The following is a 24,372-nucleotide window of genomic DNA, read 5'->3' as shown; positions in this document are numbered from 1 at the left end:
GTAGACTGACATTCCGGGCATTGCATAATATTCCTTTTAAATGTGTGTGATTTGTGACGCTCCGACGACCATTTCATCATACCCTAGTTCAGCAACGCCATTTTTCCTTGCTTCTTGCTTTTTGCTTCTTGCTTTTGCCAGAAAGAATTGGTTGAAAGCCGGAACCCTTGTAGGGAGAAATTAAAATCAGACTATTCATTACTCGAATCCTCGGACTTCCAGGTAGATGTCGCCCTCATCCCTTCGACTGCACTTGGGGGGCAAGCTGTCAACTGTCAACTGTCAAACGATTTAGGATTTTGGATTTTGGATTTTCGATTGGGGATTGAAGATTTTTAATTGTCAACTGTCAACTGTCAACTCTTCCTTCTTCCTTCTTGCTTCTTCCTTCTTCCTTCTTCCTTCGTGACAACTGTCAACTGTCAACTGTCAACTGTCAACTGTCAACTGAACTTGAGATGTTTCTTTGGGAATCGATCGCCTGTACATCTCGCATAGATGAGCGATCGCGTCAATCAGAGTCAAGCGGTAATCGAGCAATATTTCCTCGCTGCGGCCTTCTAATTTTAGCTGTTTAGCAAATTCGTCCATCAATTCCATGTGAATTTCTACAACTTGAGTCACGGGAACATCGGCAAAAAAAGCTAAATTTACAAATTCATCTATTTGATTGTTGACCGCAGTATCTTCATCAAAATAATTTAAAACGATGTCGCGATAACTTGACTTGAGTTGCTCCAAAAACTTTTGCTTCTCTTCTCCCGAAAGATTTCGTAAAAAAATCTGAGAATTTCTTTTATAATACACACCTAAGTATCCTAATCGCTCCCGTAATTTTTCCGCAAGTCGGCGCTGCTGTCGTTGGAGTAAACTTTGAGCAGTCAATTGGGCCGTGGCATCGACCCTTGCGGATTGGTCATTGACAGGAACCGGAGTTGAAAGTTTCAGAAATTGTGCGATCGCCCGATCGATACTTGTACCTAGGTCGCTCGATCTCGCGATTGGTAGTTGCACCTCAGCCGGGTGATAAAAAAAAGCACAACTTTTTTGATCTTGACTCTTCTCGGCGGTACTCGCCGCGCCCTCCAAAGCATCTGAGGGTGGTGCTTCTTGGCTGCCATCCCCTGCCGGCTGGGGCAAAAAAAACACAGCAGGTAAAAAGAGCGATCGTTCTTGCAGCTTGCTCAAAAGCAATTGCAAATCCCTATCTACGTCATCTACGTCAAAAACCAAACAATCGAGGTGGTAATTGTGCTTGAGGAATCCCAAAAACTCCACCGCCGATTTAATGTGCGTTAACGTATAGCGTTCCCCGCTCAAAAGCTCGATCGCATCGCTGGCATTTTTTTCAGAGCGGATAAAAATACCGATCGACAGTTGGGGCAGCAAACCTGTAGGTGAACTACCCAAGTTGCCCGAAAGTGCTGGATCGCTCAGAGTTGATATCTCCTTATATAATAAAATACTTAACATTTTAACAATCATTTAAACATTTATTGTAACCAATCTTAACTGCAAAATATGGCGATCGGCTTTTAGCAGCGGGATCGTCAGAGTGTACTTATTGGCAGATGTGTCAAGCACCCCTATCCTGATTTCTGCAATTAAGCTTAAGGCTTAAAATAATTGGTAGTTGCCTCAAATCAGGTGCAGGCATCAAATTCGTAGGTCTCGGTGCAGATCCGGGGCTCGATCGAGAACTGGTATAAAACTAAATAAGATACAAAAGATCGGCAGCTACATTGGTATCAAAAATATTACTGCTATTGATAGCAGACTCTCAGGTTTGTTATGTCAACCACCAGCCCCAGTCTCAAAAATTTTATCGAGTTAGTGCCCCTGTGCCTCCAAACGGCGGCGCTATCATCGCTACAGTCAATTTTCAGCCAGGGCAACTGCGATCGAATTGCAGTAGTCAACGAACAGCTACAACCCCTAGGATTAGTTTACCTGAGCCGCTTTTGGGTCTGGGCGATCGATCGCACAAACGACTGGGAGCAACCTTTGTCAGCAAGTTCGCTGCCGATCGAGCCGATCCGGGTAATCCCTGGGACTCTGAGCGTCAGCGAATTCTGGGAATATTTGCAAATAGAGGAACTTAACACCCCTGCGGAGTCTGGCCTTAGCGCCGGTGGTGGCTCCAAAAGCCCGATCGGCCTGACAGATGCCAGCGGGAAATTTTTAGGAATGCTAGAGTGTCAGAGCCTGCTGCAATTCGCCGCAGTTAACAGCAGCCTGAGGCCCGAAGCCACAGCAGTCAAAGAAATTGAATTAACCACGGTTTCCGCAGCCATCGCCACAGCCCTAGGATCTCAAGTGCGCTTCCTAGAAGCAGGATTGAAACCCTCGGAAAACCTCAACTCCCTAGTCCAACTCCTAGAAAAACTGCCCCTACCCCTGAGATTGCAAACTCCCACCGGCCAAATAGTCAGCCAAAACGCAGCGTGGCGGATTTTGCTGGGAGCTGGCCCAGATCCAGTTCCCGAACCAACAGCAAATTTGGGCAAACACTCGCCCCACAAACCAAGCCATGTAGCAACAGAATACAAGAGCGTTGAAGTAGATGCCGTCACATCTGAGTGCAGGAGCCTAGTAGGAGCAAGTCGATCGGGCGAGGGGCTGCGGGATAGCTTCGCCGCGCGTGATGGAACCGCAGCCACCAGTTGTCCGCTACCCCTGTACGCCGCCGCCTCTCCATCTACCTTAACCGCTCCAGCTTGGTGTCCCACCGCCGGCAAACCAGATACATATATTTGTGACTGTCCCGTACAAACAGGTCAAGAACGGATCTGGCAATTTGTCAAACAGCCTCTCTCAAATCAACTAATTTTAGTAATGGGACAAGATGTCACCGAAGAACATTTAGTCGCCAAAGAACTAGCAGCAAAAAATGCAGATTTAATCCACCTCAACCGACTAAAAGACGAATTTTTGTCCTGCATCAGCCACGAACTAAAAACCCCTCTCACCGCCGTCCTCGGTTTGTCCAGCCTCCTCAAAGATAAATTGATCGGAGAACTCAACGATCGCCAAACACGCTACGCCAAACTAATCCATCAAAGCGGGCGGCATTTGATGACAATAGTGAACGACATTTTAGACTTGACCCGCATGGAAACCGGGCAGCTAGAACTAATTCCCGAACCAGTCGAAATAGCAGCCACCTGCAAAAGAGCCTTTGAACAAGCAAAACAACTGCAACAGCAAGAAGAAAAATCACCTTCCCAGCCCAGCCAAACCAAGGGCGAAGCTTCTCAAGAAGAACCATCCGCAAAAATCGAATTTACACTCGAAATAGAACCGGGACTGAGCTATTTAATTGCCGACGAACTAAGGCTGCGGCAAATGCTCGTTAACTTGCTTTCCAACGCCCTAAAATTCACCGAAGCTGGCGGCAAAATAGGATTGAAAGTAAATGTTTGGGAAGGTTGGCTCGCCTTCACAGTTTGGGATACCGGCATCGGCATCCCGGCTGACAAACAGCACCTGATCTTTCAGAAATTTCAACAGCTTGAAAGCCCGCTCACCAGGCGCTTTCAAGGAACCGGACTGGGACTGGTACTGACTCAACGGCTCGCCCGTCTCCACGGCGGAGACGTTTCGTTTATTTCCTCAGAAAACCAAGGCTCTGAATTTACATTGTTGCTGCCCCCAAATCCTCCGGGAAATAGCGGGGAAGAATTCCCAGCACATACAGGGAACGAGGAAGAATTATTCAAACCAAAATATCAGATTCCGATCGCCAATTCTCGCTCTCGTTTAGTGTTAATAGTCGAAGCAGTTCCTAAATATATCGAAGATTTAAGCAAAGTCCTCTCTGGTTTGGGCTACCAAGTAATAGTCGCCCGTTCCGGCACCGAAGCGCTGGAAAAAGCTCGCAGGTTCAGTCCCGAAGCGATTTTCCTCAACCCGCTGCTGCCGCTGCTGTCCGGCTGGGACGTGCTGACGCTGCTGAAGAGCGATCCGGATACTCGATCGATTCCGGCGATCGTCACAGCCACCAGAGGCGAAAAAGAACGGGCTTCTGTCAACCGCGCCGAAGGCTTTTTGAGCTTGCCGGTGGAAGAAGCCGCTTTACGGCGGCTGTTGGCAGACTCGATCGGTCGCCCCGATGCCAGTACGAGCAAGGTCAGGAGTTCTTTAACCGTGTTGTGGCTCAGCCCGCAAAACAGTTCCTCTCAAGGTTCTGCTTTACTCCTCAACCCCAACTACTGCCGAGTTTTGGAAGCAGACGACCTCGGCCAAGCAGAACTCGTGGCCCGAATTTGGCGGCCCGATGCGATCGTCTTGGACAGTACCAGCCAACTGCAAAATCCCTTAGCTTTTATCGAACAGTTAAGTCTGTCTCGAAATTTGGGTTCTCTGCCCTTAGTGACTTTAGACCCCGTAACGACGCAACTAGCAAATCAAGTCAAAGGATTGTCGGTATTTCCCTGTTTGTCAGGCGGGAGTCCTGAAGGCAGTGAAACCTCAGGCACCGGGTTGGGGGCATCTGCCTTGTGGCAAGTGATTCAAGTAGCTGCGGGCATGAGTTGGAAGCCCAGCATTTTATTTGCTGACATTTTGACATTACCGGACTTGCACTGCACGACTCGGGGGAATCCGACGGGAGAATTGGCAAAGGGCGATCGATCGACCAAAGCCGAGATTCCCGTACCCCATGCCAAGTTTTCTACTCCCAACTTTCAAGCTTTGATTCAGTACATCCAAACCGCAGGCTTTCGAGGGGCGATCGCTCCCTGCTGGACAGAAGTTTTGCAGCAGTTGCAATATCAAAGCGTGGACTTAGTGTTGCTGTGCTTGCGCGATGCTCCCTCAGAATCGTCCGCGATGCTGCAAGCGCTATCGAACCTGCGGCAAATGGCTGTCAAACTGCCAATTTTAGTCTGGGACGATCGCTCTGCTGTAAATTCGGAATCGGAGGCGATCGACTTTCTGCTGCAAGAAGTATCTGCCAAAATTTTGCCTTCTTCCTTGTCAGCAGCACAATTGTTAGACAAAATTCAACAGACTTTATTAACTAAATAAAGTCGATTCATTCAATTGACAGTTAACAGTTGACAGTTGACAGTGACAAGCGAATTTCTGCATATGGTACGTGATTTATCCGTGGAATCAATCCCAAATCGAAAATCGAAAATCCTCTCTTCCCCCGAATTTATCCGTGGGGTCGCCTCTAAAATCTAAAATCTAAAATGTAAAATCTAAAATCGATTGACCTTTGCCTGGAAGTAAGAGGATTGGAGTAATGAATAGTCTGATTTTAATTTCTCCCGATCGGGCGCAAGGGCTTTCAACCAATTCTTTCTGGTAAAAATGAATAAATTATATCGTTTCCGGTTGCATCGGAATTATATATTTGAATCGTTGAGCGTGCGAGCGTCACGAAGAGCGATTCAGGCCGCTCTTCGTGACGCTCGCACTACATAATTTCGATGCAACCGGATTTGATATTACCCATTTACCGTGAGAATTTCAGCGCTCTCGAAAGCAGTTAATAAAAAGTATTGCTTAGGAGTAAAAACAAATTCAGGAAACTATTTTAGGGAAAACCGCGCAGCGTTGCGAGTCAGGAAACAAGAAAACATCTGATTTTTGTAAAAAGGATTTTTTTATTGGAGTGCTGTCCCCGCTCGCTTAGTTAGATAAACCAGCGAGCCTCCCCGCTCGCACTATAAAATCAAAATTGAGCTGCTCCCAGAAACAATATCAAAAGTCAAAAATATGAGTTATTATAGGCGATCGAGAAACCATTATATTTTTTGCTGGGGCTGATAGCGTGCCTAATCGTCTTCCTCTAATATCTCTGTTACTCGCACTCGGTTTGTGGACAATGCCCAAGCCCGTTGCCTGTCAGGCACTCCTGCCTTACACCCTGCAAATCGACTCAGCCGGACTCGAACAGACAGCCTTGAGCCTTGCAGAACGAGCCGTTCAGCTAGCGAGACTCCAGCAGTTCCAACTCGCCGTCCCCAGCGCCGAACTCGCGACGCAGTTAGCCCCCAAGAATGCTCAAACTTGGACTTTGTTAGGCAGCTTGTACCTTCAAATCGAGCAGTTTGACAAAGGCATTGAAGCTTTAGGGCAAGCTCAATCTCTGTCGCCAGAAAATGCGTCAATTAAATTTGTCTTGGGAGAAGCTCACTTTCGGAAAGCGAACTACGAGAAAGCAGCCGAATACTTGCAAGCAGGGTTAAAAATAAAGCCCGACACTCCGGGCGCATTATTTGATTTAGGTAACGCTTTTTACAAGCTAAAGCAGTTCGATCGCGCGATCGCCCAATATGAAAAAGCCTTTGCTTTAGAAAAAAAACTCTGGCCGGCTGTCAACAATATTGGATTAGTCAAATACGAAATGGGAGATATCGATAACGCCATCCGCCGCTGGCAAGAAGCGATCGCGATCGACGACAAAGCAGCAGAACCAATGCTAGCTCTAGCAGTAGCACTTTACACCAAAGGCGACAAAGAAAAAGGTTTATCCCTGGGAGAAGCCGCCCTGAAATTGGACAAACGCTATGCCACAGTAACTTTTCTCAAAGACAACCTCTGGGGCGATCGCTTGATTGCAGCCACCCAAAACTTCCTGGCAACTCCCCAAATTAAAGCAGCACTCGCCAAAATTCAAGACGCCCCACCATCTCCCCAATTGTAACTAGAATTCTAGTTAGGTTAGTCGTGAGGATGGAGAGTCCTAAAAGCATTTTTTAGCTGAGGAGCCGTGTAAAAATAACTTGATCAGGTGCATTGCTAAACTGTATTTAATTTAAAGGCTCCAATTAAAAAGTTACGCAACTTATTTTTACATGATTCCTGAGCAAAAATGTACTCTTGGATATGGATTCCAAGGCAGATCCTTAGAATCAGTTAATCCAATCTCCAATTTGAAATCTAAAATCTAAAATCCCAAGTCTAAAATAATATTACCAAGAAGAATGGGTTTAAAGTTTAAAGCCTCCTCCTTTTAGGGGAAAATAAAACAAAATTATTCATTGCTCCAATCCTCTTCGTTTTATGGAGAGATAGCTGTCCCAGCTCAACTGTCAACTGTCAACTGTCAACTGTCAACTGAACTATGACATCTACTACGATGATCGCCACTCCCCTAACCTGGACACAACTAGAAGCCCTTACCGACTTTCAAGTCGATACAGTCAACGGCCCCACCAACTCTCAATCCCGCTTGCGCCTCTTCGGAAAAACCGAATCCGATGTGAGAGTCACCCTGTACCGCGACAATCATGGCTGGTGTCCCTATTGCCAAAAAATCTGGCTGTGGTTGGAAGAAAAACAAATTCCCTACCGCATTGAAAAAGTTACCATGTTCTGCTATGGGGCAAAAGAAAGTTGGTACAAGCGTAAAGTGCCGTCGGGAATGTTACCCGCGATCGAACTAGACGGCCGCATCATTACCGAAAGCGATGATATCTTAATCGCCCTCGAACAAGTCTTCGGCCCCTTGAGTTTGGGCATGAAAAACCCCGAAGTCCTTCCGCTGCGGCGCCTAGAGCGACTGCTGTTTAGAGCGTGGTGCTCTTGGCTGTGCTACCCGGCGAGTTCAACCGCAATAGAACAACACAACCGCAAGCAATTTATCAGCGTCGTCGCCGATGTCGAAGCAGCACTCGCGCGATCGCCCGGGCCATATTTTCTGGATGAGTTTGGCACTGCGGATGTAATTTTTACGCCCTACGTCGAACGGATGAATGCCAGTCTTTACTATTACAAAGGATACTCGCTGCGGGAAGAAAACCCGCGCTTTGCTGACTGGTTTGCAGGGATGGAAAGTCGCCCCACCTATCGCGGCACTCAAAGCGACTTCCACACGCACGTCCACGATTTGCCACCTCAAATGGGCGGGTGCTATGAAAACGGTGAACCGCAGATGCTAGTCAACAAAACCCGCGTAGATAATGGGCCTTGGGCCGGACTCCCGGATGTCATGTATCCAGAACCGGAAACCTCCCGCGCTGAAGCACTCCAGCGCGTCATCAAACACCGCCACAAGATCGTTCAAGTCAACCCTGCTGATGACAACTTATTCGATGAGGCTTTGCGCTGTGCTTTAACTTTGATGGTGACTGGCGAAAGTTGTACGCCGCCGGTTGGTTCTGATGGGGCTTTGCGGTATTTGCGCGATCGGGTAAATGTGCCCCGCGATATGTCCATTTACGCGGCCAAACGGCTGAGGGAAAGCTTAGAGGAAACTGCCGCCCTCGTGGGTGACGGTCAAGGTGAGCCTATTCCCGTGAAGCACCGGCGAGATCAAGATCCGGCTAATTTTGTATAGGGGGGCGATCGGAATCAGGCGAAACGATCGTTGCTGCTGCTGGCGCAATGACTCACGCGCTTAGTTGGTGATGCAGGAGAATAATCGAGCTGACGGGGTGACAGGTTGCCTGAAAATCAGACAGTCCGGCAATCCTAGACAAATCGCCTAAAAAAAGATAGGGCAAGAAAGCTTCGGGAGCATCTCAGTTTTGCATTTGTAGTGCTGTCCCCGCTCGCACTCAAAGAAAAAATGCTTTTTACCAAAATGAGATGCTCCCTTTAGAAACTTTCCATTAAGGTTTTTTCTTGAGCGTAAACATCGCGCAATTGTTGCAATGCTGAGGCAGAAATTACCAATTTAACTGTAGCGACTAATTTACCCCACTCGTGCAAGCTGTCAACTGAAACAGCGGCTTTGAAGTTGTACGTATAAAATTTAGTCCAAAATTCTGGTGCTTGGGTGCGTTTCCAGCGTTTGTACCAGCCGAGATAGTCTTGGGTGCAGGCCGGTTTTACTTCTAAGATTGGGGGGAAATCGGCGTAGCTGACGAATCTGCTGAGGCCTTTGGCGTGTACGTACACCATGTTGTGACAGCATTCGATTCGGTAAATTTGGTCGGGCGTGATGTTGAACAAAAGTGCTACGGTTTCTTCGGTGACAAATCTCGATCGCGGATTGACCATCAACGATTTGTGAATAATTTTTGAGGCGCCGATCGCTGACGACGATCTTAACTGATTCTCTAATATCATTGTAGTTGCATCTGGTGGTGGTAGCTCAGTCTATCTGCTAGGTGCGATCGACAGTAATTATCTCTCGGCATTAATTATAACGGGCGATCGCCTTTAGTTTCGTTGACTCTGCCGCCAAACGGATACAAGCGCCGATTTCTCCCGTAAGCGGCCCCAAATTTTAGACCAACGTTCCAGCTTCTAGATTCATCTTTAGAGTCAATCTAAAATCTAAAATCTAAAATCTAAAATCGAATGACCTGGGCGATCGCTTTTTGCTATATTATACTAAATCCAAAATTTTGTAAATAGTTTATATGAGTAAAGGTTTAGTCAGGTTGCGGGTTCGAGAGTTGGCGGCCGAGAAGGGATGGACGCTGAAGGAGGTTGCCCAGCGATCGGGCGTGGGGTACAGTACGATTAGCAATTATGCCCGCTCTCAGGGGATGGCGATGGTTGACTTTGCCGCAGTGTACAAGTTGGCCCGCACTTTTGACGTGATGATTGAGGATTTTGTGGTCATCATGGAAAAGTAGGTGCTGTTTGGCGATCGAGTTTTGATTGGGCGATCGACCTTTTGGTAGAAATTATAGCAGTTTTAAATGCGATCGACAATTGCCCCGAAATTCGGACACGGCAGTGCCGTTTCCCTGCGGGAAATTTGACGATCAAAGCAACAGTAATTGTAGGGTGTGGATCCTGCGAAGAATCCCTAACTTGCATATCGAAAATCTCAAAGATCCGCACCTCTGCACTCGCCAGATCGCAAATAAAGTCGATCGCCTAAAATCAAACTAACCCCCTAGAGCCTGAAAATAGGATAACTGTCAAACTTTCTTTTGCATTCCGCCATTTCCTAACTCTTAAACTGCAAATACTCCATTTTAAAATCTAATACGGTTTACTTAAGATTGTCTTTCGAGAGGAACGAAGCAAACTGTATCTATTTTTCATGGGAGTTTCACGACTAGCAGTACATGAGTGAACCGTATTGCTTTATATATAAGAAAGAGCGCTGAAGCGCAACTACGTACCTTTATTATCTTAAGTGAACCGTATTGCTTTATATATAAGAAAGAGCGCTGAAGCGCAACTACGTACCATTATTGTCTTAAAATCTACATTTTTCCATGACAAATGCAATCGATTGAAATATCGAGAACCAGAAATATTGATTCCAAATCTAAAATCCAAAATCTCAAATCGAATGACTCATAGCCTCAGCCAAATGCTTCTTCAAAGTCGCTTCTGGTAAGGGCCCTTTTAAATGACTCCAAGGCAAAACCTGATTTAAATCCCACTCTTGGAAAACATAAAAATCCATTTCCGGTAACTCTCCCCGCAACTCCTTAAAAGCCCGCCGATAACTTCCCAAAGTATCTCCGTAGTGTCGCACTAATTCCAACAGCTTAGACAATCTGCGATCGCCCTTTGATAGCAAACCCTGAATCACAGACCAGTTATAGCTTTCAGGTCTAAATTCTAATCCCAACTTCCGCAATTCTTTATCTAAAAACTTCAGCCTCTTCTCTGCATCTTTATTCACACCAAACCACTGAAAAGGAGTATGAGATTTCGGGACAAAAGTGCTGCATCCCAGAGTCAAGCGCAAACCCGGAGCGGCTTTTCTAATCGCCTTCATCATCGCCACTGTCTCCTCCAAATCCTCCATCTCTTCGCCGGGGATTCCCGCCATACCGTAAAGCTTAATCCCTTTTAAGCCACCAGCCTTAGCATTAATAGCAGCTTGAATAATTTCATCGTTAGTGAGTTTTTTATTCACAATCTTGCGAACTTGTTCGCTACCACTTTCCACCGCAATCGTCACAGACTTGCTATCTCTGTTTGTCAATATTTCCGCTAACTTAACTGTCACCGTGTTCGTGCGTACCGAAGAAAGACTCAGCCGCACTCCGTCGTATTTCGGATGGTTTAAATGCTCCAGCAATGCTTCAAATTCTGGGTGCTGAGTCACAGAAGCACCCAACAAACCCAAACGATTAGTCACAGCTAAACCGCGATCGATCGCCGGAATTAGCGAATCCTCCAAACTCGCAGTTCTAAATGGTAAAGTGAGATAACTTGCCAAACAGAAACGGCACATTTCTGGGCAACTCCGCACCACTTCCACCATATAAATATTTTCCCAAGCCGCTTTTTCTGTCACTACAGTAGAAGCAGACAAAGTATTGCCGCGATAAGTCTGTTTTTCCACCATACTAGGAATTTCAGAATCCACAGGATGAATCGATTTAATCCCCTCCGTGGCATCCAAATAAGTTACTTCGTACAAACTAGGAACGTAAACCCCAGGAACTTGCGCTAAATGCCGCAATTTAGTTTGTCTGTCGGCACTACGAACTTCTTTACAAGCATCAATAAAATTATCAATGAGATGTTCGCCATCTCCCAGCAAAATTACATCAAAAAAATCTGCAAAAGGTTCCGGATTCGCCGTAAGAACCGGGCCGCCACCAAATACTATTGGATGATTGTCAGTTCTTTTTGAAGCCCAAATCGGAATTTCTAGAGATTCCAATAAATTGAGAATATTTACATAATCGAGTTCCCAAGAAAGCGAAAATCCCAGCAATTCTGGATGTCGGGGAAGTGGTTCGTTGATATCAGTAAATAAACGGCTGACTTCAATATCCGATCGCACGGCCAAAGTTGCCCACACTATCTGATAGCCGAGACTGGTAATCCCAACCGTGTACTCGTTGGGAAATGCAAAAATAGTCGGAATAGCATCAGCATCGGGGGTTGCTGGGGCAAATAGCAGGCGTTCTTCGGCAAATGGATTAGGGGTCACTGGCAAGTTTAGCTTTAGGAAAATAATATCTGTTTCTTTTCTAATTTTATGCTATGGACTGACCGCCGGACAGCGATCGCCTGCGGAGATACGGATAATAAATTTGTGTCATCCGCGTATCCATGTTGGGCGTTGATGACTAACAACCGTAGGAGTTACGCACTCGCCCACAAAGAAACCGGGTTTTTTTAACTCTTATTGAGAGTTTTAAGCAAGTATTGGTTAAAAAATCCGGTTTTCCATCGCCAGTGCCGAAATCCTAAACTATTGAACCTTTTTGCCGCCCAACCAGTCTAAGGCATACAGAATTAACCAATAGTTCCCCCAGCAGCTACTATGAAACTGAAACTCAAACATGGGGCATTATTTCTCTACTTGTGGCTGTGCCCGATCGCCTCCAGCAGCGCCGCCAGTCCCCCCGACAATTCCAAAATTCTGCATCTCCTCAACCGCATTAGTTTTGGCCCGCGATTGGGCGATATCGAAAAAGTGCGATCGCACGGCACAGAAAATTACATCCAACAGCAACTCTCCCCAGAAACCATCCCCGAACCTCAGAACCTTACCTCTCGCATCAACAGGTTAGAAACCCTGCAAAAAACACCAGCAGAACTCTTTGTCGAATACGGTGTCCGCCGATCGCAAAACGGTCAAAAACCAACGCCAGAAGCAATCAGAGCCGCCAGCATCAAGGCTCGGATAATTCTCCAAGAAGCAGTTAAAGCTCGTTTATTGCGATCGGCAGAAAGTCCCCGCCAATTGCAAGAAGTTATGGTGGATTTTTGGTACAATCACTTTAATGTTTACTCAGATAAAGGATTAAATAAACTCTGGGTAGGAGCCTACGAACAAGAAGCAATTAGACCCTACGCTCTGGGTAAATTCCGGGACTTGCTAGGTGCAACTTCCCGTCATCCTGCCATGTTGTATTATTTAGATAATTGGCAAAATACCGATCCAAAAAGTATCGGAGCCAAAGGCGGATTTCGGGGATTAAATGAGAATTATGCGCGGGAGTTAATGGAGCTGCATACCTTAGGCGTCAATGGGGGTTATACGCAACAAGATGTTATCGCATTAGCTCGCATTTTTACAGGTTGGGGATTTGGGCCGCGACCATCTGAAAAGGACGGTTACAGCTTTTATTTTGATGCCAAACGCCATGATTTTAGCGATAAAATATTTCTCGGGAAAACTATCAAAGGTTCGGGCGAAACCGAGGGAAAACAAGCTTTAAATATTTTAGCCAAAAGCCCAGCCACAGCCAAACACGTCAGTTATAAATTAGCTCAATATTTTGTGGCTGACAGCCCGCCAAATGCGTTAGTCGATCGCCTCAGCCAGCGCTTTCTCGAAACTGATGGAGATATCCGCGAAGTCTTAAATACTTTGTTCCGCAGCCGAGAATTCTGGGATAAAAAAAATTACAGCGCTAAGTTTAAAACTCCCTACCAATACGTTATATCGGCGGTGCGATCGACAAATAAGACAGTAGAAAATTTTCAACCGCTGTACACAACTTTGCTACAGCTAGGAATGGCACCTTACGGCTGCCCAACTCCCGACGGTTACAAGAATACTCAAGATGCTTGGCTGAATCCAGATGCGATCGCCCGTCGGTTGAGTTTTGTCACGGCTTTGGCCACCAATCCCTTGTATTTAAACTCTCCTCCCGCTGACAACAATCAGTCGGGATGGATGTTACCTGCGATCGCAACTCCTTCTAACTCCTCTTTGCCAATGGGCCCGAGAAATAGCAACCAGTTAATAGATCCGTCGCAGTTAGCTAATATTTTGGGGAATGATTTCTCGGCGAATACCAAAAGTGCGATCGCCTCCAGTCCGGCTAATTTACGCCCCGCTTTGATTTTGGGCAGTCCAGAATTTATGCGCCGATAAAAGAAGGAAGAAGGAAGAAGGAAGAAGGAAGAAGGAAGAAGGAAGAGGGAAGAAGGAAGAAGGAAGAAGGAAGGGAGCATCTCAGTTTTGCATTTATAGTGCTGTCGAGAACTCGCGTGGGTGTATAAGCACGCGAGCGGGGACAGCACTACAATAAAAAATGCTTCTTGTAAAACTGAGATGCTCCCAGAGGGAAGAGCGTTAGCACTTTAACTTCCAATTACCAATTCCCAATTACCAATTCCCAATTACCAATTACCAATTACCAATTCCCAATTACCAATTCCCAATTACCAATTACCCATTACCCATTACCCATTACCAATTACCAATTACCAATTACCAATTACCCATTACCCATTACCAATTACCAATTACCCATTACCCATTACCGATTACCCATTACCCATTACCCATTACCCATTACCCATTACCCATTACCATGAACAGACGCCAATTTTTAATCCAAACCGGATTGCTTTCAACTTCGACAATTATGTCTGTCGGACTCCACGGTTTAGCCGTGAAAGCCGCCGCACCCAAGAACAGCAAACGATTAATTGTCATCTTTTTGCGCGGCGCAGTCGATGGCTTAAACGTAATTGTTCCCTACCAAGAAGCGAATTACTATCAATCTCGACCCAAAATAGCTATCCCAAAACCGGGGCTGCAAGGCGGTGCGATCGACCTTGACGGCCGTTTTGGACTCCACCCCGCACTCAGCGCGATCGCCCCGCTGTGGCAGCAAGGAACCCTCGCATTTGCCCACGCTTGCGGTTCTCCCGATCCCACCCGATCGCACTTCGAGGCGCAAGACTACATGGAAAGTGGCACTCCCGGCAAAAACAAGACCCCCGACGGCTGGATGAACCGCCTGCTGTCAGTCATATCCGCCAATTCCCCCGTCCAAGCCTTGAATGGTGGCACCTCCACACCCCGCATCCTGTCGGGAAAAATGGCAGTTGCCAGCTTTAGACTAGGTAAAAATGCCAGCCGCCCGATCGCCATTGACAAACCCCAAATCGGTACCGCATTCGATCGACTTTACAGCGATAGCGACCAACTAGGTCAAGCATACCGAGAAAGTCGCGCCGCCCGCCAAACCCTGCTGGCTAACTTAGATGCAGAAATGAAAGCCGCCAATAACGGCGCACCCTTAGCCGATGGTTTCCCCGGCGACGCGACGCAATTGGGGCGGCTGATGGCGAGAGACTCCAGCATTCAGCTAGCTTTCCTCGCCCTCGGAGGCTGGGATACCCACATCAATCAAGGAAGTTCCCAAGGCCAATTAGCCGCAAGATTGCGCCCTCTGGGACAGGGTTTAGCGAATTTGGTGCAGGGATTGGGTGATGTTTACTCCGAAAGTGCGATCGTAGTTATCTCAGAATTCGGCCGCACTGTGCGCGAAAACGGTAACGGCGGCACGGATCACGGACACGGAAATGCGATGTGGCTTTTGGGTGGTAATATTAAGGGCGGCAAAGTTTATGGCGAGTGGCCGGGATTGGATGAAAGTCAGTTGTATCAAAAGCGCGATTTAGCCGTGACGACGGATTTTCGAGATGTAATTGCTACTTTGTTGCAGAGTCATTTACGGCTGGATGGGGAAAAGGTCGATCGAGTTTTTCCCGGTTATCAATCAAATCGAATCGTTGGGTTAGTTTCAACAGTTGACAGTTGACAGTTGACAGTTGACAGTTTGATAGCGACCTCTACCCTTAAGTTCGAGGATTGGAATAATGAATAGTCTGATTTTAATTTCTCCCTCAAAGGGAGAGGCTTTCAACCAATTCTTCTGGTAAATGAGTGAGAAACCCGTAGGGTGCGTCGCCATTCACAATCTCTCAAAAAAATCGACTTTTCGAGTAGCGACGCACCTGTGTTATCGCCAGCAGAGTGCAAACAACATTCGTTTGACTCCGCCAACAATTATGTCGTACAAAGACTTGATAAAAATCCTATTACTCTGAAATAGAATCGCTATCATCTCGGTTTCTCGGCGGCGGTGCACCGTGAAAAGTTGCAATCAGCAAACAGATAATCCCAGCATTAATAAACACATCGGCCAGATTAAATACCGGGAACCGAATGATCCGAAAATCGATAAAATCTACAACGTGGCCCAAAATAAATCGATCGATCCCGTTACCCAGTGCGCCCCCCAAAATCAAACCGTAGCCAGCTTGTTCCCAGCGGTTAATTCGCGGCCCGAACCAAGCCAAAATCATCAATCCCACACTCACACCCAAAGACAGCCAGCGCAACCAACTCGCCCCACCATTGCTAAACAAACTAAAAGCCGCACCGGTATTAACAACATAAGTGAAGTGAAATATCCCCGGTAACAGCGGCTGAGTCTGCGGAGGAACCGTCAAGTCAAAATTTTGCACCACCCAAAACTTGCTCAGGTGGTCTAAAACTAAACTGATAATAGCAGCTACCCAGAACAAGGGATTTCTTTTAAAACGCATGGATTAGGGAATAAAAGATAGGGCATCGGGCATGGGATAATTCACTCAAATCTCGCGTTTCAGCAGTTTAGCCGATCTTTCCCACCCGCAGCGAGATGACTTTCCCGTTGCAGAATGATACTATAACCCAATTTTGCACAATTACCAATGCCCTATGCCCTATGCCCTATGCCCTATGCCCCAATTCCCCAATTAATAAAACATCAAGCGGCGCAAAGTAAATGACAGAAGTGCGATCGCACAAACCACAGCCAATTGGCCTGGCAGAGGATAAACAGAATATTTCAGAATCTCATTCAATAAAGGTGTTTTTTTACCCGGAATCAGCAAGTAATTAAAAATCAGATAAATTAAGCCGATCGCGTGAACTGTAAATAAACCGCACAAACAACTAAAAGCGATCGATTCCAACCGCGAAGCAACCTTAAAAGCGACCCAGCCGCACACCCAAGCACCAGGCACGAAACCCAACAAATACCCAAAACTCGCTTCTTTAATGTAGCCGATGCCGCCACCTTGAGCAAAAACTGGCCACAAAGTCAATCCTAATACCAAATAGGCAATTTGCGAGAGAGCCGCCGCATTTTTGCCACCCATGCAGCCTACTAGCAATACTGCTCCAATTTGATAGGTAACACCTAAAGAGTACGCCTGAAGTCCGCGATCGTCCCAAAACCCGATCGGCATTGTCACAGATGCAGGCAAAAAAGTGCCTCCTATCGTTAGGAGCAAACCAATAACAGCCCAGATTAATTCGATAGGAGCAGGCATGATCGTCAAACGGTGTTCGTCAGAAGGTATTCCTCAGATGCCAGCTTCAACGCTAGCAGCATTTAAGTTCTCAATACTAGCACCTTGTCAAAACAACCACCATTGTAGGGTTTTATGGTTCTCAAGTCTGGATGTGCCGATCGCCTAATGTGGAATTGTTCGCGATCGCGCGATCGCATCCTTGTTTCTCTACTAATTTATTTGGCATATATCTAAAAAAATCACACTTGTCAAGCTCATGAATGAATTTAATCTTGGTTAACATTAGATTAAGATAAAATGTAAAGATTTTTAACCTAAGCTTTACTTTCGCGCGATATGCTAGTGCGCGACACCCGTATAACGATCGCAAATTTCTATACTTATGATTTTTCGTATCAACTTGATAAATCCGAATCGTGTTACCACAGCAATTTCTGCTATGGCGATCGCCCTCAGCTTAGCAGCTTGCGGCGGTGGCAGCACCACCAGCAGCAGCCCCAGCCCCGGCAGCGACACCGCAGCAACCCCCGGCGCTGCCCCCGTTGCAGCAGCAACCAACACCAAACTCGCCCTCGCCTCAGACGTAGCAATCACAGCAGCAGGCGCATCATTCCCCGCACCTCTATACCAGCGTTGGTTTCAAGACTTCAACAAAATCAACCCCAAAGTACAAATTAACTATCAATCAGTAGGTAGCGGCGCCGGAATCGAACAATTCACCAAAGGCACAGTAGACTTTGGCGCTAGCGACACCGCCATGAAAGACGACGAAATCGCCAAAGTTCCAGCAGACAAAGGCGTGATTTTGTTGCCCATGACAGCCGGCAGCATCGTTATCGGCTACAACCTGCCAGACGTACCCGAACTCAAACTGCCACGGGATGTTTACACAGAAATCTTCCAAGGTAAAATTACCAAGTGGAACGACCCCAAAATTGCCGCAGCCAATCCAGGCGCTAAATTGCCAGACCAAGCCATCACCGTCATCCACCGTTCCGACGGTAGCGGTACAACAGCCGTCTTCACCAAACACCTGAGTGCCATCAGCCCTGACTGGAAAACCGCAGTAGGTGACGGCAAAACAGTAGAGTGGCCCAAAACAGGTACTTTTATTGGTGCAAAAGGCAACGAAGGCATCACAGCCCAAATCCTGCAAACCGCAGGCAGCGTCGGCTACATAGAATACGGCTATGCCAAAAACAACAACGTCAAATTTGCATCTTTGCAAAACAAAGCAGGCACCTTTGTCACACCTACCGACGACTCAGCTTCTAAAGCTCTAGCAACAGTGCCCCTGCCGGAAAACCTGCGAGCATTTATCGAAGACCCAGAAGGCGCTGAATCCTATCCAATTGTCACCTACACTTGGATGCTCGTCCCCAAAAAAGTTGCTGACCCCAACAAAGCTAAAACCATCGAGGCAATGGTTGAATACGGCTTAAATGAAGGTCAAAAAGTTAGTTCTGAATTGGGCTACGTTCCTTTGCCTGCAAGTGTTAAAGAAAAAGTAGCCGCGGCGGCCGACGGCATCAGCGCCGACTACAAAATTGAAGTTGCCAAATAGCGATTGAAGGAAGAAAGAAGAGAGATATTTCTGTAGGGGCGGATTCACCAACAATAATTGCCTAAAACCAATAATCTCGTAAACCCGCCCCCACCCAAAGGTAAATCGCAATCTACGTCTTTCAAAATCAAAGCGGCGGGCTTCACCAGAAATATTTGTTGAAAAGTCACGGGATTAATCAACCCGCCCCTTTGATTTTTTTATTCTTTTTCTTTCTGCTTTCTTCCAGCTAGCTTTTTCTTAAAATTAATCTTTCTCACTACTATTATTTGGGTTTTTTGTTTATGGTTTCAGATAATAATAGCCCTCAATTAGAGAGTCGATCGCGCTCAAGAGCAGAAAAGTCGTTAGACCAAGCCTTTATCTGGCTGACGCGCATTTTGGGCATCGGAGTGGGTGTAATCTTGCTGGTAATCGCCGTGACGGTTGCTTATAGAGCGTTACCTGCGATTCAACAGTACGGTTTGGGATTTCTATTTAGCAGTAGCTGGAATCCGGTTAAAGAAGAGTACGGCGCGCTGCCGATGATTTATGGGACGATCGTCAGTTCGGCGATCGCGCTCCTAATTGCGGTACCATTAGGAGTAGGGACTGCAATCTTCCTGAGCGAAGATTTTTTGCCGCTCCCAGTACGCACAGCTTTAGTTTTTTTAGTAGAACTTTTAGCCGCCATTCCCAGCGTAGTCTACGGTTTGTGGGGAATTGCTGTATTGATTCCCATACTTACCAGCATCGGAAAGTTTCTCAACGGTAACTTTGGATGGCTGCCGATTTTTAGCACTCCGCCAGTTGGCCCGGGAATGTTACCTGCCGGAGTAATCTTGGGAATCATGACTTTGCCCATTATTACTGCTATCTCCCGCGACTCTTTAGCCAGTCTCCCGCCCGAATTGCGACAAGCATCTCTAGGTTTGGGAGCAACTCGCTGGACAACAATTTTTAGAGTGCTAGTACCCGCAGCTTTTTCCGGGATTGTCGGCGGAATCATGCTCGGCCTGGGCCGCGCGATGGGAGAAACAATGGCAGCCACCCTGTTAATTGGCAATTCCAATCAGTTAAGTGCTTCTGTGCTAGCTCCTGCAAATACTATTGCTTCTTTGATGGCAAATCAATTTGCCGAAGCTTCCGGCTTGCAAGTGTCTGCTCTGATGTACACGGGACTAATTCTGTTTATCATGACGCTGATTGTTAATGTTTTGGCAGAGTGGATTGTTTCTCAAGTAAGAGCCAAGTACAACTAGAAGTTTGCCACAATTTCCTAATAGCTTTATTTATGTCAAATCCCGTCCCTGACGAGAATTCTTTAGAACAGAAAGTAGGCAGTTTAAAGAAGGTCAAAAATAGCCCTAGAACTCTGTTAAATCTGGCGATGACCGGAATAGCTGGAGCTTGTATGGCTATCACTCTGCTGCCTTTGTTTGCAGTCCTTTCCTACGTAACCATACAGGGTTTTAACCGCCTAAATTTAGACTTATTTACCAAATTGCCACCCCCGCCTGGACTGTCGGGAGGCGGTATCGCTAACGCAATTATCGGTACATTAATGACCGTAGGAATTGCCTCTCTAATTGCTGTTCCTTTTGGCGTATTGGCCGCCGTTTATTTGTCAGAGTTCAGCAGCGGCGAAGTCGCTCGCTGGGTGCGCTTTGCAACTAATGTCCTCAGCGGAGTTCCATCGATTATTGCAGGTGTATTTGCCTACGGTTTGTTCGTGGTAAATATGGGAGGTTTTTCGGCAATTGCAGGAGGCGCGGCGCTGGCTGTGCTGATGTTACCGACGATTGTGCGGACTACTGACGAAGCTCTACAAATTGTCCCGCAGGATATCAGATGGGCGTCGGTTGGTGTGGGTGCTTCTAATTATCAAACAGTGTTGCAGGTGGTTTTACCTGCGGCAATTCCGGCTATTTTAACTGGTGTGACTTTGGCGGTTGCTCGCGCTGCTGGTGAAACTGCTCCTTTGATTTTCACGGCGCTGAATTCGCCTTTTTGGCCGGCTGGATTTGATAAGCCAACTCCGAGTCTTTCGGTTTTGGTTTACAACTTTGCAACGGTTCCTTTTAAGGCACAGAAAGAATTGGCTTGGGCTGCTTCTTTGATTTTGGTGTTGATGGTTTTGCTGACGAGTATTCTGTCTCGTTGGGCTACTCGCCAAAAGGTTTATTGAAGTCATTAGTTATTTGTTATTTGTTATTTGTTATTTGTCATTCGTTGGGGGTGGCCAAGAACCAATAACCAATCACCAATAACATTTTCATTTGTAAAATTCGATTGGAGTATTAAGTGTATGATGAATCTGGCAAATAAGACTGAAACTGTTTTACGTACTGAGAATATCAATATTTTTTACGGCGCTTTTCACGCGGTAAAAAATGTTTGCATGGAGATTCCCAAAAATCAGATTACTGCTTTAATTGGGCCGTCTGGCTGCGGTAAAAGTACAATTCTGCGATGTTTTAACCGCCTCAATGATTTGGTTAACGGTTTTCGTTTAGAAGGCCGAATTGATTATCACGGTCAAAATCTTTACGATCCTGATATTGATGCTGTGGAGGTGCGCCGCAAGATTGGGATGGTGTTTCAAAAGCCGAATCCTTTCCCGAAGTCGATTTATGACAATATTGCTTACGGTGCGAGGGTGAATAACTATAAGGGAGATATGGATGAGTTGGTGGAAAAGTCGCTCAAACAAGCTTATTTGTGGGATGAGGTAAAGGATAAGCTGAAGCAAAGCGGTTTTTCGCTTTCGGGTGGCCAGCAGCAGCGTTTGTGTATTGCTCGGGCGATCGCAATTAATCCTGATGTAGTATTGATGGATGAACCTTGCGCTTCCCTTGACCCGATTTCGACGATTAAGATTGAGGAGTTGATGCGGGAACTCAAGGAGAAGTATACGATTGTAATCGTGACTCACAATATGCAGCAGGCTACTCGGGTTTCTGACTTGACTGCTTTTTTCAATGCTAAACTTTCTGACGATGGGAAGCGGTTTGGCTATCTTGTGGAGTGCGACAGGACTGAGGTGATTTTCCAAAATCCGAAGGAAGAGTCTACTATGGATTATGTTAGCGGCCGTTTTGGTTGATTTGCCGGAGTCTCCAACAGGTTGAAACAATCACGCTACACCAACGACGACAATCAAATTGGTTCGTAGTGAGGACTTTAGTCCTCATCCGTCACAGGACTAAAGTCCTTACTACGAACCAATTCGGACTTGACACTCCTCGGCCTTAAGGCACGAGGATTCTTAAGACATTTCGATCTTAATATCCCGCGCAAGCGTGGGTTCTTGGGCGCAATCCTTTTGCCTTAAAAGGTGGGCTGCTATCCTTGTCTTACAACAAGCTCCTCAAGCGTTTAGGGATTTAAAATCCCTGGTTTCACGTCCTGGCCCGCGTACCATTTCTAAAACTTGATCTTTAGTTGTTTGTGATTGACTTTAATTACGATTTTTCCTGGCTTTGCAGCGAGATACTTAATCCTTAAAATCTAATTTTAGACTAGAATTGATTGCCCCCAAAGTCAATACTATGTTACATTACTTAATTATGGAAAAAGCCGGCCACTGAAGAAAGGGTTTTAAACCCAATTTCTTGATAACTGAAGAATCCCGGTTTCTTGGAGGAGCCGAGATTCTTGGTTTTTATGTTTAAAAGCTCGATCGTACTTTTTGCAGATACAAGTAGCTGATTTTGTTGAAGAAGTTCTCGAAAAGCTCACATCTTCTTCATCCAATACTTTAACAGGTTTTCTTTGACCATGTTTTGTCGCATCACTTCTAGCAAGTATTCCTGAGCTTGGTCTTGACTCAATGTTTTGACTTGTTCGCGCAGCAGTTGCAATTTAAACTGCTGTTCCATGCTGAGGCTGGTTGTAGGCATATCCATAAAATCGCTCCTCCAGTTTGTTACGTGAGATCGATGCGAGATAGATCGGAATGACGTTCCGCAGGCTTTGTTGTGTTCCCTCTATTGTAAACTATCATAACATCTGCTTGACAATATGTCCAAAGTACACATTTTGAAACTAATTTGTGTCGCAAAAGTACATCTAAGTGGGGGGAGCTTTATCATAAAACAGGGATAAAAACCGGGAAGCCTAAGCCAAAGGAGCTATTTTGTATGGATGCAATGGAGTTTTTTCAGAGCAGTGCTGGGGAGTGGCGATCGCAGCGCAGCACTCACCATCTGGCTTTTCGCCAAGCGGAGATTGGAGATTCAAATATTCAAGTAACGGCGCTGGGTGCGGATGACGATCGAGTGGCTGAGATTTGCCAGATGCACGAAGTCGATCCGAGTCGGGCTGCTGGGGGAGCGTTTGTGACTTGGCACGGCACTATGGCGTGGGATAAGGATGATGAGAATCATAAGGGGTCTACCGTATTCGCGATCGTCCCCGATCCTGAAAATCCGCGGCAGGGTTTGATGTTGCGGGAACGGGGCTACGCGGAAATTGTGCCGGTGGCTGGCCGTTTTGAGATGGATGATGAAGATGCGCTGTTGCTGATTACCGAATACGAGACCATGAGTTCGATCGAGCGTTTTTGGTTTGCGACTCCGAACGTGCGGATGCGGACAAGTGCGGTAAAGCGCTTTGGCGGTTTCAGCACATCGACTTTTTGTACGGAAGTTCGAGTGGAACCAGACTCCGATGCAGCTAAGCCAGCAGCAGAGGATCAAGCCCCTCCCAGCCAGTTTTACTCGGCTCTGGGCTGGTAATTTATTTTGCTGCCCACTGCCCACTGCCCACTGCCCACTGCCCACTGCCCACTGCCCACTGACAACAAATGTTACAGATTGTTGCAAAAATTCAGGAAAATCGGATTTAGATTGCGGGAATCCCCTAATCTGTATGTTGGTTAGTTGTATCCGTTATGCTGGCAGCTCGCGGTGTCAACTATTTCTGAAATTTGAGATAACGGAGATTTTAACGTGGCGCTTCCTTTATTAAGCTACGCCCCCAAGAGTCAAAACCAGCGCGTTGCTGGTTATGAAGTAGGGGGCGACGAGCAGCCCAGAGTTTTCACAACTGAAAATGTGCTCTCGTCCGGGGACATGGAAAATTTGATTTGGGCTGGATATCGTCAGATTTACAGCGAACACCAAATCCTGAAGAGCAACCGCCAAAAGTCTTTGGAGTCGCAACTCAAGTTCGGCCAAATTACTGTGCGGGATTTCATTCGCGGTTTGGCGACTTCGGGGCCTTTCTTGGAGCGGAATTACCAAACTAACAGCAACTACCGGTTTGTGGAAATGTGCGTGCAGCGCGTTTTGGGCCGGGATGTGTACAGCGATCGCGAAAAGATTGCTTGGTCGATCGTAGTTGCAACCAAGGGGCCTCAAGGGTTTATTGACGAATTGGTCAATAGCGATGAGTACCTCGACAACTTCGGCTACGATACAATTCCTTACCAAAAACGCCGAATTTTGCCTCAGCGTGTTGGAGGGGAAACTCCTTTCAATTTGAAGACACCTCGCTACAACGAGTACCACCGCTCGCAGCTTGGCTTCCCGCAAATCATTTGGCAGAGTACAGTTCGCCGTTTTGTTCCTCAAGAACAGCAAGCGAAGGCTGGCGATCCGTCGAACTATTTGAATATGGCTCGGAATATGTCCATGCCTGCTACTCCGCCGCAGCGCGTATCTCTGGCTAATATCAATATTGCCACGATGGTTCCTCGCCGCTAATTGATACTGCTTGGTACTATTGTTTGTGTCGGGCTATGGATTTAATCGATCAGTTTTTAGGCTGAGAGAGTTTTGAGTCTTGAGCCCACATTCCGCAGATATTCGATCGGATTTAATTTCAAAAGAATTCAGAATTCTCAAAACCTCAAATAATTGCTCTGCAATCATTTGAGGCTTTTTTCA

19 protein-coding genes are annotated in these 24,372 nt (G+C 46.5%); 12 read left to right on the top strand and 7 right to left on the bottom strand.

Annotated elements, in window-relative coordinates; genetic code table 11:
* Positions 1–429: 429 nt before the first annotated feature.
* Complete coding sequence (locus JGK22_RS28130; protein WP_325314823.1) at positions 430–1,485, bottom strand: circadian clock protein KaiA; 1,056 nt, start codon at positions 1,483–1,485, stop codon at positions 430–432.
* A gap of 306 nt (positions 1,486–1,791) precedes the next feature.
* On the opposite strand from JGK22_RS28130, the gene JGK22_RS28125 reads away from it, so the two are divergent.
* The 3 genes from JGK22_RS28125 to JGK22_RS28115 all read left to right on the top strand — a co-directional run bounded on the left by JGK22_RS28125 (position 1,792) and on the right by JGK22_RS28115 (position 8,290).
* Positions 1,792–5,028, top strand: a complete 3,237-nt coding sequence (locus tag JGK22_RS28125) for a hybrid sensor histidine kinase/response regulator (RefSeq protein WP_293314234.1) — start codon at positions 1,792–1,794, stop codon at positions 5,026–5,028.
* A 751-nt stretch (positions 5,029–5,779) separates the two neighbouring features.
* Positions 5,780–6,655 (top strand): tetratricopeptide repeat protein, encoded by an 876-nt coding sequence (locus tag JGK22_RS28120; RefSeq protein ID WP_293204491.1) that lies wholly within the window; start codon positions 5,780–5,782, stop codon positions 6,653–6,655.
* 420 nt (positions 6,656–7,075) lie between these two features.
* Entirely contained in the window at positions 7,076–8,290 is a 1,215-nt protein-coding gene (locus tag JGK22_RS28115; protein ID WP_293175641.1) for a glutathione S-transferase family protein, read from the top strand.
* 260 nt (positions 8,291–8,550) lie between these two features.
* Here JGK22_RS28115 and JGK22_RS28110 read toward each other — a convergent pair whose 3' ends face one another.
* A complete protein-coding gene (locus JGK22_RS28110) occupies positions 8,551–9,024 on the bottom strand; it encodes a hypothetical protein (protein WP_293189789.1) in 474 nt (157 codons plus the stop codon).
* A 296-nt stretch (positions 9,025–9,320) separates the two neighbouring features.
* Between JGK22_RS28110 and JGK22_RS28105 the strand changes: the two genes are divergently transcribed.
* Positions 9,321–9,539, top strand: a complete 219-nt coding sequence (locus tag JGK22_RS28105; RefSeq protein WP_293175639.1) for a helix-turn-helix transcriptional regulator — start codon at positions 9,321–9,323, stop codon at positions 9,537–9,539.
* Here the strand turns inward: JGK22_RS28105 and JGK22_RS28100 are convergent.
* Complete coding sequence (locus JGK22_RS28100; RefSeq protein ID WP_293175637.1) at positions 9,526–9,726, bottom strand: hypothetical protein; 201 nt, start codon at positions 9,724–9,726, stop codon at positions 9,526–9,528. The two genes, JGK22_RS28105 and JGK22_RS28100, sit on opposite strands and share 14 nt — an antisense overlap.
* A 475-nt stretch (positions 9,727–10,201) precedes the next feature.
* On the bottom strand, positions 10,202–11,815 hold the full coding sequence (locus JGK22_RS28095) for a radical SAM protein (protein WP_293314232.1): 1,614 nt from the start codon (positions 11,813–11,815) through the stop codon (positions 10,202–10,204).
* Between the two features lie 336 nt (positions 11,816–12,151).
* Here JGK22_RS28095 and JGK22_RS28090 point away from each other — a divergent pair, with 336 nt between their 5' ends.
* Together JGK22_RS28090 and JGK22_RS28085 are read left to right on the top strand one after the other, a co-directional pair.
* Positions 12,152–13,714 carry a DUF1800 domain-containing protein gene (locus JGK22_RS28090; RefSeq protein ID WP_293314230.1) on the top strand — a complete coding sequence of 521 codons (1,563 nt, stop codon included), beginning with the start codon at positions 12,152–12,154 and terminating at the stop codon, positions 13,712–13,714.
* A 442-nt stretch (positions 13,715–14,156) separates the two neighbouring features.
* The gene (locus JGK22_RS28085) at positions 14,157–15,395 is read left to right on the top strand and encodes a DUF1501 domain-containing protein (RefSeq protein WP_293175631.1); all 1,239 of its coding nucleotides are present in this window, start codon (positions 14,157–14,159) and stop codon (positions 15,393–15,395) included.
* A gap of 280 nt (positions 15,396–15,675) precedes the next feature.
* On the opposite strand, the gene lspA is transcribed toward JGK22_RS28085, so the two are convergent.
* A complete protein-coding gene (lspA, locus tag JGK22_RS28080; protein ID WP_293175629.1) occupies positions 15,676–16,185 on the bottom strand; it encodes a signal peptidase II in 510 nt (169 codons plus the stop codon).
* Positions 16,186–16,377: 192 nt separating this feature from the next.
* Positions 16,378–16,956, bottom strand: a complete 579-nt coding sequence (locus tag JGK22_RS28075; RefSeq protein ID WP_293175627.1) for a biotin transporter BioY — start codon at positions 16,954–16,956, stop codon at positions 16,378–16,380.
* Positions 16,957–17,320: 364 nt separating this feature from the next.
* On the opposite strand from JGK22_RS28075, the gene pstS reads away from it, so the two are divergent.
* From pstS to pstB, 4 genes are all read left to right on the top strand, one after another.
* The gene (gene pstS, locus JGK22_RS28070; protein ID WP_293175625.1) at positions 17,321–18,502 is read left to right on the top strand and encodes a phosphate ABC transporter substrate-binding protein PstS; all 1,182 of its coding nucleotides are present in this window, start codon (positions 17,321–17,323) and stop codon (positions 18,500–18,502) included.
* 284 nt (positions 18,503–18,786) lie between these two features.
* Positions 18,787–19,743, top strand: a complete 957-nt coding sequence (pstC, locus tag JGK22_RS28065) for a phosphate ABC transporter permease subunit PstC (protein WP_293175623.1) — start codon at positions 18,787–18,789, stop codon at positions 19,741–19,743.
* A gap of 32 nt (positions 19,744–19,775) precedes the next feature.
* Positions 19,776–20,669, top strand: a complete 894-nt coding sequence (gene pstA / locus JGK22_RS28060; RefSeq protein ID WP_293189794.1) for a phosphate ABC transporter permease PstA — start codon at positions 19,776–19,778, stop codon at positions 20,667–20,669.
* A 123-nt stretch (positions 20,670–20,792) separates the two neighbouring features.
* Entirely contained in the window at positions 20,793–21,587 is a 795-nt protein-coding gene (gene pstB / locus JGK22_RS28055) for a phosphate ABC transporter ATP-binding protein PstB (RefSeq protein WP_293189816.1), read from the top strand.
* A 631-nt stretch (positions 21,588–22,218) separates the two neighbouring features.
* On the opposite strand, the gene JGK22_RS28050 is transcribed toward pstB, so the two are convergent.
* Positions 22,219–22,389, bottom strand: a complete 171-nt coding sequence (locus JGK22_RS28050; RefSeq protein WP_293175619.1) for an NblA/ycf18 family protein — start codon at positions 22,387–22,389, stop codon at positions 22,219–22,221.
* A gap of 234 nt (positions 22,390–22,623) precedes the next feature.
* Here JGK22_RS28050 and JGK22_RS28045 point away from each other — a divergent pair, with 234 nt between their 5' ends.
* Together JGK22_RS28045 and JGK22_RS28040 are read left to right on the top strand one after the other, a co-directional pair.
* Entirely contained in the window at positions 22,624–23,220 is a 597-nt protein-coding gene (locus tag JGK22_RS28045; RefSeq protein ID WP_293175617.1) for a phycobiliprotein lyase, read from the top strand.
* Between the two features lie 213 nt (positions 23,221–23,433).
* Entirely contained in the window at positions 23,434–24,189 is a 756-nt protein-coding gene (locus tag JGK22_RS28040; RefSeq protein WP_293175615.1) for a phycobilisome rod-core linker polypeptide, read from the top strand.
* Positions 24,190–24,372: the final 183 nt, after the last annotated feature.

The organism is Microcoleus sp. PH2017_08_TRC_O_A, assembly GCF_020738665.1.
Classification (GTDB): domain Bacteria; phylum Cyanobacteriota; class Cyanobacteriia; order Cyanobacteriales; family Microcoleaceae; genus Microcoleus.
The sequence above is the reverse complement of the archived record's forward strand: the minus strand, read 5'-3'. Positions and strand labels throughout refer to the sequence as shown.